Here is a 12,500-nt window from a genome sequence, read left to right on the forward strand (position 1 = left end):
GCGTTTAACATGTAAGCGATGTGGAAAAAATGGTGACTATGATTTTGGTACGTTGGTAATTCCAGCATCTGATGCTGAGAATGCAAAGGTTGAGGGGAATTTTCAGGCGCTCGGCTATTTTCGCTGCAAACATTGTAATGCTACTGGGGAGTGGGAGTTATCTTCCCGAATAAAAACAATGCTTGCAGGGAAAATTGCGGCTGCGGCAATGCGTAGTGGTGTTAATTCAGCGCAACCGGAAGAGGTTATTTTTGGAGAAGCCTTAATCGATAAAGATTTTTCGCCGCGCTGGGGTAGTGATGCAGAAGAATATTTTTTGAAAAAGCTTGCTCAGTCGCCTGAGGATAGTTATCTTTGGAATCGCTTAGGGAACGCCTATTATATCGGGAAGCGCCCCGAATTAGCGGCGTTTTCGCATCAGCAGGCACTAACTAAATATATGGGACAAGTAGAATCACATTTTTCTTTGGGACAATTGCTGTTGGAATGTGGCGAGCTTGAAAAAGCTGCCGAGCATTTTAGACAAGCGGTGGCTTTTAGTCACCAATATAAGAAATTACCTGCCTATGACCTCAGAGAGCTTATAGTCGGTGCTTTGAGCAAGCTGTTTACTATATACACACAAAGTCAAGCCAAAATTGATATGTTGCCAAACCCAAATGAATTGGAGATGGCTCATTTTTCGAAAAGTGAAATTGCAGCAACAACCAATCTTGATTTTGATATAGACCCAAATCGCCGGGAAACACTGTATCCGATCGCTGAAGTATATTTAGGTGAACGCCGCGAGGAACTTTTACCAGCAGAAAGGGTAACAAAATTACCTAAACTAAAAACTATTTGGCCGGTTGCAGCCAAAGTAAATAAACAAAAACCTCCTAAGAAAAATAAAAAGAGAAGATAATGTTTTAGCAGGGCATCTTGGATTTTAGGGATGACCTGTTTTTATTTGTTTACAATGGGCAGGATTTGCTGATATAATGTTGAATACTTAATACAATGTTAAATAAGTGTTTTTGACAGAGAGAATAAAGTGCATTTCATATAGATATGATCTAGCTAAGGGAGGATAATACATATGACGTTAAGGAGTAATATTGTTAAAAAGGGTTCGACCCGGGCGGCGCACCGCTCGTTATTTTATGCTATGGGATATACCCCCCAGGAACTTGAGAAACCGATGATTGGCATTGTTAATGCATTTAACGAAATAATACCTGGACATATGCATCTTAGAGATGTGGCAGACGCCGTGAAATTAGGGGTAGCTGCCGGCGGTGGTATGCCGGTAGAGTTTCCGGCTATCGGAATCTGTGACGGTATTGCGATGGGACATGATGGCATGAAATATCCGCTGCCCAGCCGGGAGCTTATCGCTGATTCTATTGAGGCTGTAGCCACTGGCCATGGTTTTGACGGCTTGGTGCTTGTTCCTAATTGTGATAAAATTGTTCCGGGAATGCTGATGGCTGCGGCCAGGCTAAACATTCCCTGTATTGTAGTTAGCGGCGGGCCGATGCTAGCCGGGCGCTACCAGGGACGAGATATTAGTGTCAGCAATATGTTTGAAGCAGCCGGGTTATTCGAATCAGGTAAAATTTCAGCAGTAGAACTGGATCAAATGGAAAAAGCGGCTTGTCCTGGCTGTGGTTCTTGCGCCGGAATGTTTACGGCCAATACCATGAATTGTATGACGGAAGCCTTAGGGATGGCTTTGCCCGGAAACGGTACTGTCCCGGCCGCTTATTCAGGTGCACGCCGGATGATGGCGAAACAAGCCGGCCAAATTATAGTGGATTTGGTTAAACGCAATGTAGGGGCCCGCGACATTTTGACCCAAAAGGCTTTTGAGAACGCGATGACAGTAGATATGGGAATAGGCGGCTCTTCTAATACTGTACTGCATCTAACGGCAATTGCCTATGAGGCGGGAATTGAGTTGCCGCTGACACTGTTTGATGAGATTAGTGCTAAAACTCCTTATATTACTAAATTAAGTCCGGGTGGAACCCAGCACATTCAGGACCTTAATGAAGCCGGGGGAATTTGCGCGGTAATGAAGGAGCTTTCTAATTCAGGCCGCATTCATGAAGATGCTATAACAGTTACAGGGACAGTCAAAGACAGAATTAAAGACGCCACTGTTATGCGGACGGATGTTATTAAATCAATTGAAGCGCCTTATCGTAGTACGGGGGGCATTGCAATTTTGAATGGCAACTTAGCTCCTGACGGCGCAGTAGTTAAAGAAAGCGCTGTTAAAGAGGATATGCTTGTGTTTGAAGGCTGTGCCCGGGTTTTTGACTCTGAGGAAGCAGCTATTGACGCTATTATCGGTAAGAAAATAAAAGACGGCGATGTTGTGGTTATTCGCTATGAGGGACCTAAAGGCGGTCCTGGAATGAAGGAGATGCTTAATCCAACGGCAGTAATTGTTGGTATGGGCTTGAGGGTCGCCTTACTAACAGATGGTCGTTTTAGCGGTGCTACCCAGGGAGCATGTATCGGTCATATTTCGCCGGAAGCCATGGAAGGCGGCCCAATTGCACTTTTGGAAGAAGGTGATGTCATTCATATTGATATTCCAGGTCGTAAACTGGAAGTTAAGGTAAGTGATCAAGAAATGGCTAAACGCAAGGCTGCGTGGGTTAAGCCGGCTCCTAAAGTTACAAGCGGATATCTGGCTAGATACGCTAAGCTTGTTACTTCGGCTAATACTGGCGCTGTATTAAAATAAATATTGCTAGTAACAGAGCAGAGTTGAATATAGGCAGTCCTGTACAAGGACTGCCTTTTTTTATTGGTGCTTTTGCGATTTTAAAAATATGACGAGTTTAACTAGTAACCAAAGTAGCATGAAGTTGTCGAAATTTTCCTTATAGTATCCGAAAGGATTTTAGCTAAGCATGTGTAATATATCAAGTAAACGTTTTTGAAAACGTTTACAAGTAAAAATTTTACATTTGATTTATAGATAAAGTAAACTCTGCAGGAGAGATTGTAAATGGAGCATACTAAAAGTACCAACACAAATGTAACTATAAAAGATGTTGCCCGCACTGCGGGGGTGTCTATTGCTACCGTATCCCGAATTTTAAACGGCAGCGCCGGCGTATCAGAGGAGTTAGCAGCACGGGTTAATGCAGCCGTCGATATGCTGGAATATCGTCCTAACGCTGTCGCCAGAGCGTTAAAGGAGCGCAAATCACGTAGTATCGGGTTAGTTATTCCGGATATAGAGAACCCATTTTTCCCGTCATTGGTACGCGGTGCCGAAGATGCTGCAAGACAGCAAGGATATGCTGTTATTTTGTGTAACACTGATGGAAACGCTGTTGAGGAAGACCGGTATATACAGTTTTTATTTAGTAAACAAGTGGATGGAATTTTGTTTATTGGCGGAATCGAAAGTCAAGGCAATTTGGAGATGCTAGCGGATTTGCCAGTACCTGTTGTTACTCTTGACAGACGTGCGGCAACGGGAAAACTAAGTGCGGTAGTTTATGATAATTATCAGGGAGCCATTTTAGCGGTTGAGCACCTTATTAAAACCGGAAGGAAAAAAATTGCCTTCATTAGCGGTCCGCTGAAATCTTCCTCATCCATAGACCGGCGCCGGGGTTTTAATGATACACTTGACAAGTTCAGTTTACCGGTTAACGAAAAGTTGACCTTTGTTGGCAACTATTCGTTTGATAGCGGTTATCAAGCAATTAAGGAACTTATTGAGAAAAAAGAGTCGTTTGATGCTATTTTTGCAGCAAATGACATGATGGCAATTGGCGCAATTGAGGCGTTACTTGAAGCAAGTATCCGGGTTCCTGAGGATATAGCTATCGTCGGTTTTGATGACATTAGGCTGGCATTCTGGCACAAACCATCGCTGACTACCGTTAGACAGCCGGCCTATGAGATGGGGCAAGCTGCCGTAGCCATGCTGATAAAACAGATGTCCAGCACAAGTGCAGAGGTCTTGGAGCAGAAATTTTTGCCGGAATTAATTGTGCGCAAATCTACAGAAAACCAGGGGGCCGAGCATGAAACAAAAGCAATTAGAGAGTAAGCCTATCGTAGTTATTGGCAGCCTGAATATGGATTTGGTAGTCGTGACTGATAGATTGCCTGCTATGGGCGAAACCGTATCTGGCAGAGAGTTTGCTACTTTTCCCGGCGGTAAAGGGGCTAATCAGGCGGTAGCGGCCGGCAAGCTCGGAGCTAAGGTGACTATGGCCGGCTGTGTTGGTAAGGACGCTTTTTCCCGGGATTTATTAAATAGTCTTAAGGACACTAATGTTGCTACAGCCTTTATTCGGGAGACCGAGACAGCAACAGGAACAGCGCTTATTACGGTCGCTTCTTCAGGAACAAATACTATTGTCGTCGTGCCTGGTGCAAATGCCTGTTGCAATGAAAAAGATGTAGATGATGTGTTACGTAGTTTTGATCAACCGGGTATCTTAGTTTTGCAGCATGAGATTCCGGCAGCTACTGTTGAGTATGCTATAAAAATAGCCAAGGACGCAGGCTGGGTAATAATATTGAATCCGGCTCCGGCCCGGGAAGTTCCGGAACATATATTAGCAAAGGTTGATATTCTAACGCCTAACGAAACTGAGGCAGCTGTTTTGACCGGCTGTCAGGTGAGTTTACCTGAAGATGCGGTGATCGCTGGAAAAAGGCTGCTTGCTCTGGGGGTTAAAGCGGTAATAATTACGTTAGGCAGTAAGGGCGCTATGTGCTTAACCGGCAGGGAAACTTTTTTGGTTCCCCCTATAACAGTTGAGGCTATTGATACGACAGCCGCAGGTGACGCATATACCGGCGCATTGGCAACCGCATTAGCGGAAGGACAGGAAATAAGAGACGGCATGCGGTTTGCCGCAGTTGCCGCCGGTTTATCAGTAACCAGGCGCGGGGCACAGCCGGCACTGCCTTGGCGGCAGGAAGTGGATGATTATATCAGGCGTACAGGAGGTAAATAACATGAAAAAAATCGGAATACTAAATCAGCCAATTAGTGAAGTAATTGCTGGAATGGGTCATGGTGATATGCTGGTAATTGGTGATGCTGGTTTGCCAATTCCACCAAACGTACGTCGCATTGATTTGGCTTTAACAGCCGGGGTTCCGGCCTTTTTGCAAACATTAGAAGTTATCCTTAGCGAACTGCAGGTGGAATCTGCAATTATTGCTAATGAGACTATGGCAGTAAGTCCGGTAATCTTTAACGGCATAAAAGCTGCTATAAAAGCAATACCGTCAAGTATGGTCAGTCATGAGGAATTTAAGTTGTTGACTAAGCAAGCGGTAGCAGTTGTGCGCACAGGTGAATGCACGCCGTATGCCAACATCGTTCTTAAAGCAGGCGTAACTTTTTAGGAGGGTATTGTGAATAGTAAAGCTTTACTTGAAATGAAGGGGATTACTAAAGAGTTTCCGGGAGTAAAAGCCTTAAAGGGAGTTGATTTTTCCCTGGAGGCTGGTGAAATCCATGCTTTACTGGGTGAAAACGGAGCGGGTAAATCTACCCTTATGAAAGTACTCAGTGGTGTATATCAGAAAGACGCCGGCTCAATAGAACTTGATGGACAAGCAGTTGAAATAGCCGATCCAAGACATGCCCAGGCATTAGGGATTGGCATTATCCATCAAGAACTTAATCTGGTACCGGAACTCACCGTAATGGAAAATATATTTTTAGGGCGCGAACTGGTAATGACCTTAGGGTTTATCGAATGGAAATCCATGTGGAAACAGGCCCAAGAAATTCTTACCCGGCTGGGATCTGGCATTGCCCCTGATGCAATTGTATCTGAGCTTAGTATAGGGGAGCAGCAAATGGTGGAGATAGCCAAGGCTCTGTCTTATGAAACCAAAATACTAATTATGGACGAACCTACTGCGGCGCTTACAGGCAGGGAAACGGAACACCTTTTTTCCATAATACGTCAACTGGCTGCTGCGGGGGTTGGCATTGTATATATTTCTCACCGGATGGAAGAACTATTTGCTTTAAGTAACAGGATAACCGTTATGCGGGATGGCGCGTATATCGGTACAGTTAAAACCATTGAAACTACTTTCGACCAACTAGTAAAGATGATGGTAGGGCGGGAGATGACAGTACGGTTTCCCAAAGAAACAGCACCTATCGGGTCAGAAGTTCTTACAGTTGAGAATTTGGTCCGCAAAGGGGTGCTGCATAATATATCCTTCTCAGTTCGTGCCGGAGAAGTTGTCGGTGTTGCCGGTCTTATGGGGGCCGGGCGGACCGAAATGGCCAGAGCTATCTTTGGGGCAGACCCGATCGATGGCGGCACAATAACCGTCGCAGGTAAAAAAGCTACTATTTCTTCTCCCGCTGATGCTATCAGGGCGGGGATTGGGCTAATTACGGAAGACCGTAAACATCAGGGGCTGGTTTTGTCACTGTCGGTAGGGGAAAATATCACGATGGCGGCTCTTGATAAAGTAAGTACCTATACTTTTGTGTCAGGTACGGATGAGCAAAAGCTTATATCACAACAAATTGACAGTCTCAAGATCAGAACACCTGGAGCAGAGCAATTAGTAAAAAACCTTAGCGGCGGCAACCAGCAAAAAGTAGTAATTGCAAAATGGTTAGCAACCAACCCTAAAGTTTTAATTATGGACGAGCCTACCAGAGGTGTTGATGTTGGTGCAAAGGCTGAAATTTACCAGATTATGAATATGCTAACGGCATCCGGGGTTGGAATTTTGATGATTTCATCAGAGTTGCCGGAGATCCTGGGGATGAGTGACAGGGTTTTAGTAATGCATCAAGGTAAATTGATGGCCGATATGCCGGTAGACGGTGCTAACCAGGAAAAAATTATGGCTTACGCAGCTGGAGGGGAGTAATTATAGTGGCAGCAGAACAAGCAAGAGAAAAAGTCAGAACAAATATAATCCGAAAAATGGGGCCACTGTTAGGTTTAATAATTATGAGTATGGCTTTGGCCTTTCTGTCTGATCGTTTTTTAACAGTTAATAACCTGCTTAATGTTACCCGTCAGGTATCGATAAATGCAATTATCAGTGTTGGCATGACTTTGGTTATTTTAACAGGCGGTATTGACTTATCGGTAGGTTCGATTGTAGCGATGTCAGGCAGCATCACTGCCGGGCTTATGGCTTCCGGTCAGGGAATAGTGCCGTCAGTTGCAGCCGGGCTGGTTATTGGCGGTGTTTTAGGTCTAATTAACGGTTTGTTAATTACTAAAGGAAAAATCCAGCCATTTATTGCGACCATGGGCATGATGACGGTGGCCAGAGGATATACACTGGTATACACGGAAGGTCGTCCAATTACCGGGTTGTTGGAAGATTTCAGATGGTTAGGCGGCGGGTACATTGCGGGAATACCTGTGCCTGTAATTATTATGGCATTAATTTTTATTATTGCTTATGTTTTTCTTAAGAAAAATCAACTGGGGCGCTATATCTATGCTATTGGGGGAAATGAAGAAGCGGCCCGGTTGTCTGGTATTGGAACTAAGAAGATTTTAGTAACAGTATATACACTTAGCGGTTTGCTGGCGGGCCTCAGTGGTATTATCCTTACCTCGCGGCTTAACTCGGCTCAGCCGACTGCCGGAATGGGTTTTGAATTAGATGCCATTGCCGCCGTAGTATTAGGCGGTACAAGTCTTGCAGGTGGTATAGGCACAATTGGCGGTACGTTGGTTGGGGCTATGGTTATCGGGATTTTGGATAATGGTCTCAACCTGCTTAATGTTTCTTCTTTCTATCAGCAGGTAGCCAAAGGAGCGGTTATTTTGCTGGCAGTATTACTCGACCGCAAAAAATAACCAGAAGCGGTATAACACGGTTATCTGGACAAAAGGGGGGGCATGCAATAGCTTTTTTGAAGTCTGGTAAACTACAATTATCAAGGAGGAGAAACAATGTTTAGTAATCTGCGTAAAAAAAGTGTATGGGCGTTACTGTTAGTTATGGCTCTTATGGTAAGTGTTATTGCCGGCTGTGGTCAGACTAAAGAACAAGCACCGGCAGCTAAAAAAGCTGTAGTTGGACTAGCTGTGTCAACTCTGAATAACCCATTCTTTGTAGACTTAAGAGACGGCGCAAAAGCTGCTGCAGACGCCAATGGTATTGAACTTGTTGTTATGGATGCCCAAAATGATGCATCCAAACAGCTTGCTAATATTGAAAATCTTATTCAACAAAAAGTAAGTGTTATTATCGTAAACCCCGTAGACTCTAAGGCTATTGTTCCCGCTATCGAGGCTGCCAACAAAGCTAATATACCGGTAATCACTGTTGACCGTGGTGCTGCCGGTGGTACTGTTGTCAGTGCAATTGCCTCTGACAATGTTGCCGGTGGTAAAATGGCCGGTCAGCTAATTGTCGATAAAATAGGTGGTAAAGGTAAGGTTGTTGAGTTAGAGGGTATTCCCGGCACCTCGGCCGCTAATGACCGGGGTAAGGGCTTTAACGAAGCCATTAAAGCGGCAGCCGGTATTACTGTAGTTGCTAAACAGCCTGCAGATTTCGACCGTGCTAAAGGTATGAAAGTTATGGAGAATATTCTTCAAGCCAACCCAGAAATAAATGCTGTATTTGCTCATAATGATGAAATGGCTCTTGGTGCTCTAGAGGCAATCAAAGCCAGCAACCGTGCCAATGTTATGGTCGTTGGCTTTGACGCTACTGCTGACGCGGTTAAAGCCGTTAACGAAGGCACATTAGCTGCAACAGTAGCTCAAAAGCCGAAAGATATGGGTAAAGTTAGTATTGAGACCGCTAAGAAAGTAATGGCCAAAGAAACTGTGCCTGCTTCTATACCTGTAGCGTTAGAATTAGTAGTAAAGAAATAAGCTGAGGTTGTTTCTAAATCAGAGAAGAGTTAAAGACTTTCTATAGGAAGAGAAAGGCAAGCAAAGGCTTGCCTTTTTTATATTTTGTTTTTTCTAAATTGTATGAATAATAATTGACAAGATGGGTTACCATATGCTACGATGAAAAGGCGGACAGCCCACTAGGGTTGCTGTTCTTCTCAGTACATAATAGGTTTTGGCAGCGTCAAACGAGTACGGTGGAAATATGTAATCGTTCTCAATGGCCGAAAAACAATAAAGTTATTGACACTGCTTGATAGCCGTGTTAATATATAAAAGCTGTCGCTATTGAGGCGACACAAAATACCAAAAAAGATTATGTTGACACGATGAAACAAACGTGATAACATAAATAACTGTCGCCGCTGAAAACGCGGCAACAACAAAAGTGTTCCCTGAAAACTGAACAATGTAAGTAATGCATCATAAAAAGCCAGATGTGCGGTTGTATGTCGCTTGCGACATACAAAACCAAAAACAATTTCTTATTTGATTTTATGAGCCAACAAATGGCTCCATAAATATACTTTTATGGAGAGTTTGATCCTGGCTCAGGACGAACGCTGGCGGCGTGCCTAACACATGCAAGTCGAACGGAGTTGTTAGCAATAACAACTTAGTGGCGAACGGGTGAGTAACGCGTAGATAACCTGCCTCTAAGATGGGGACAACACCGCGAAAGTGGTGCTAATACCGAATGTGGTATCTTTATCGCATGATAAAGATAAGAAAGATGGCCTCTATATATAAGCTATCGTTTAGAGATGGGTCTGCGTCTGATTAGCTAGTTGGTGAGGTAAAGGCTCACCAAGGCGACGATCAGTAGCCGGTCTGAGAGGATGAACGGCCACACTGGGACTGAGACACGGCCCAGACTCCTACGGGAGGCAGCAGTGGGGAATCTTCCGCAATGGACGAAAGTCTGACGGAGCAACGCCGCGTGAGTGAAGAAGGTTTTCGGATCGTAAAACTCTGTCGTTTGGGACGAACGTGCTTTGGGTAAATAATCTAAAGTAATGACGGTACCAAAGGAGGAAGCCACGGCTAACTACGTGCCAGCAGCCGCGGTAATACGTAGGTGGCAAGCGTTGTCCGGAATTATTGGGCGTAAAGGGCGTGTAGGTGGATTCTTAAGTCGTGTGTCTAAGTGCGGGGCTCAACCCCGTATAGGCGCAGGAAACTGGGGATCTTGAGTGCAGGAGAGGAAAGTGGAATTCCCAGTGTAGCGGTGAAATGCGTAGATATTGGGAGGAACACCAGTGGCGAAGGCGACTTTCTGGACTGTGTCTGACACTGAGGCGCGAAAGCTAGGGGAGCGAACGGGATTAGATACCCCGGTAGTCCTAGCCGTAAACGATGGGTACTAGGTGTAGGAGGTATCGACCCCTCCTGTGCCGGAGTTAACGCAATAAGTACCCCGCCTGGGGAGTACGGCCGCAAGGTTGAAACTCAAAGGAATTGACGGGGGCCCGCACAAGCGGTGGAGTATGTGGTTTAATTCGACGCAACGCGAAGAACCTTACCAGGGCTTGACATTGAGTGAAAAACTTAGAGATAAGTTCCTCCCTTCGGGGACACGAAAACAGGTGGTGCATGGCTGTCGTCAGCTCGTGTCGTGAGATGTTGGGTTAAGTCCCGCAACGAGCGCAACCCTTATCCTTTGTTGCCAGCGCGTAATGGTGGGAACTCAAAGGAGACTGCCGCAGACAATGCGGAGGAAGGCGGGGATGACGTCAAGTCATCATGCCCCTTATGTCCTGGGCTACACACGTACTACAATGGGCTTAAACAAAGCGAAGCAAGCCTGCGAAGGTAAGCCAAACGCATAAACAAGCTCTCAGTTCGGATCGGAGGCTGCAACTCGCCTCCGTGAAGTCGGAATCGCTAGTAATCGCAGGTCAGCATACTGCGGTGAATACGTTCCCGGGCCTTGTACACACCGCCCGTCACACCACGAAAGTTGGAAACACCCGAAGCCGGTGGGGTAACCGTAAGGAGCCAGCCGTCTAAGGTGGGGCCGATGATTGGGGTGAAGTCGTAACAAGGTAGCCGTATCGGAAGGTGCGGCTGGATCACCTCCTTTCTAGGGAGAACTGCTCGACGTTCGATAGTCGACCTTTGACTTTCGACATAAAAATCGAGCTACTTCTAGGTCGGTACATTTGGCAGATGCACAAGCACTTACATTGTTTGGTTTTGAGGGAATGCCAATTACCATAAGTTACTTGTTGAAATACACAAGTGACTATGATAACATAGATATTCCTGAAACAAAACAATCCAGTGACGATAGCTGTGGGGCTCCACCTGTTCCCATACCGAACACAGTAGTTAAGCCCATAAACGCCGAAGGTACTTGGTTGGAAACGGCCTGGGAGATTAGGAAGTTGCTGGTTCATCTCGATGTTCGACGATCGACCTGTGACATTCGATAAAAATCGAAAGTCTAAAGTCGTAAATCGAAAGTCGAGAAAGTGTTCCTTGAAAACTGCACAGAAGAAAGCAAAAGTAAAGTAATGCCTCATATATAAATATGAGAAGTTCTTTACGCGCAATTAGGATATACTGAAGGCAAAACGTAAGCTATACTAACGGCTTAATCAAATTAAGTCAAGTTATTAAGGGCATACGGTGGATGCCTAGGCGCCAAGAGCCGAAGAAGGACGCGGTAAGCTGCGAAAAGTCATGGGGAGCCGCAAGCAGGCATTGATCCATGAATGTCCGAATGGGGGAACCCGGCGGTGGTAATGCACCGTCACCTAGCTTATGCTAGGAGGGCACCCGGGGAACTGAAACATCTAAGTACCCGGAGGAAAAGTAATCAAACGAGATTCCCTAAGTAGCGGCGAGCGAACGGGGAAGAGCCCAAACCAGAGAGCTTTGCTCTTTGGGGTTGAGGACTGACAGAAGTTAGGTCAGGTCTAGTCGAACTACCTGGAAAGGTAGGCCGCAGAAGGTAAAAGCCCTGTAAGCGAAAGACAGAGCCTAATGGTCAGAATCCAGAGTACCACGGGACACGAGGAACCCTGTGGGAAGCAGGGGGGACCACCCTCCAAGGCAAAATACTCCTTGGCGACCGATAGCGCATAGTACCGTGAGGGAAAGGTGAAAAGCACCCCGGGAGGGGAGTGAAAGAGAACCTGAAACCGTATGTCTACAAGCAGTCGAAGACCCTTATGTGGTCGACGGCGTGCCTATTGAAGAATGAACCGGCGAGTTACAGTAACTAGCGAGGTTAAGTGGAAAACACGGAGCCGAAGCGAAAGCGAGTCTAAATAGGGCGAGAGTTAGTTATTGTAGACCCGAAACCGCAGTGATCTATCCATGTCCAGGTTGAAGCGCAGGTAAAAATGCGTGGAGGACCGAACCCGTGAGCGTTGAAAAGCTTTGGGATGAGATGTGGATAGGGGTGAAATGCCAATCGAACGCGGAGATAGCTGGTTCTCCCCGAAATAGCTTTAGGGCTAGCCTCAGGTAATGAGTATAGACGGTAGAGCTCTGATAGGGCTAGGGGCCATATTGGTTACTGAACCTTGTCAAACTGCGAATGGCTATACTTTAGCCTGGGAGTCAGACTGCGAGTGATAAGATCCGTAGTCAAGAGGGAAACAGCCCAGA

Annotated in this window: 8 protein-coding genes and 3 rRNA genes (2 of these 11 only partly in view); all 11 read left to right on the forward strand. The window is 45.7% G+C overall.

Annotated elements, in window-relative coordinates:
• Nucleotides 1-904, forward strand: partial view of a hypothetical protein gene (locus tag SRRS_RS00180; RefSeq protein WP_371365133.1) — the 3' portion only. 173 nt of this gene lie to the left of the window's left edge; the window shows 904 of its 1,077 coding nt (coding positions 174-1,077); its start codon lies beyond the left edge, outside the window; its stop codon occupies nt 902-904.
• A gap of 174 nt (nt 905-1,078) precedes the next feature.
• Nucleotides 1,079-2,737, forward strand: a complete 1,659-nt coding sequence (gene ilvD, locus SRRS_RS00185) for a dihydroxy-acid dehydratase (RefSeq protein ID WP_371365134.1) — start codon at nt 1,079-1,081, stop codon at nt 2,735-2,737.
• A 267-nt stretch (nt 2,738-3,004) separates the two neighbouring features.
• Nucleotides 3,005-4,063: a LacI family DNA-binding transcriptional regulator gene (locus SRRS_RS00190; protein WP_371365136.1), complete on the forward strand. Its 1,059-nt coding sequence runs from the start codon at nt 3,005-3,007 to the stop codon at nt 4,061-4,063.
• Nucleotides 4,038-4,982 (forward strand): ribokinase, encoded by a 945-nt coding sequence (gene rbsK, locus SRRS_RS00195; RefSeq protein ID WP_371365137.1) that lies wholly within the window; start codon nt 4,038-4,040, stop codon nt 4,980-4,982. The genes SRRS_RS00190 and rbsK overlap by 26 nt, the downstream gene beginning before the upstream one ends.
• Before the next feature lies 1 nt (nt 4,983).
• Nucleotides 4,984-5,379 (forward strand): D-ribose pyranase, encoded by a 396-nt coding sequence (rbsD, locus tag SRRS_RS00200; protein ID WP_371365139.1) that lies wholly within the window; start codon nt 4,984-4,986, stop codon nt 5,377-5,379.
• A 9-nt stretch (nt 5,380-5,388) separates the two neighbouring features.
• Complete coding sequence (locus tag SRRS_RS00205) at nt 5,389-6,882, forward strand: sugar ABC transporter ATP-binding protein (RefSeq protein ID WP_371365140.1); 1,494 nt, start codon at nt 5,389-5,391, stop codon at nt 6,880-6,882.
• A gap of 5 nt (nt 6,883-6,887) precedes the next feature.
• Nucleotides 6,888-7,832 carry an ABC transporter permease gene (locus tag SRRS_RS00210; protein WP_371365141.1) on the forward strand — a complete coding sequence of 315 codons (945 nt, stop codon included), beginning with the start codon at nt 6,888-6,890 and terminating at the stop codon, nt 7,830-7,832.
• Between the two features lie 96 nt (nt 7,833-7,928).
• Entirely contained in the window at nt 7,929-8,861 is a 933-nt protein-coding gene (gene rbsB / locus SRRS_RS00215; RefSeq protein WP_371365143.1) for a ribose ABC transporter substrate-binding protein RbsB, read from the forward strand.
• Nucleotides 8,862-9,410: 549 nt separating this feature from the next.
• Nucleotides 9,411-10,965, forward strand: a 16S ribosomal RNA gene (locus tag SRRS_RS00220).
• A gap of 196 nt (nt 10,966-11,161) precedes the next feature.
• A 5S ribosomal RNA gene (gene rrf / locus SRRS_RS00225) occupies nt 11,162-11,278 on the forward strand.
• Between the two features lie 212 nt (nt 11,279-11,490).
• A 23S ribosomal RNA gene (locus SRRS_RS00230) occupies nt 11,491-12,500 on the forward strand (it continues 1,905 nt past the right edge of the window).
• The 16S, 23S and 5S rRNA genes sit together here, the layout of an rRNA operon.

Source organism: Sporomusa rhizae, from assembly GCF_041428845.1.
Lineage (GTDB): Bacteria > Bacillota > Negativicutes > Sporomusales > Sporomusaceae > Sporomusa > Sporomusa rhizae.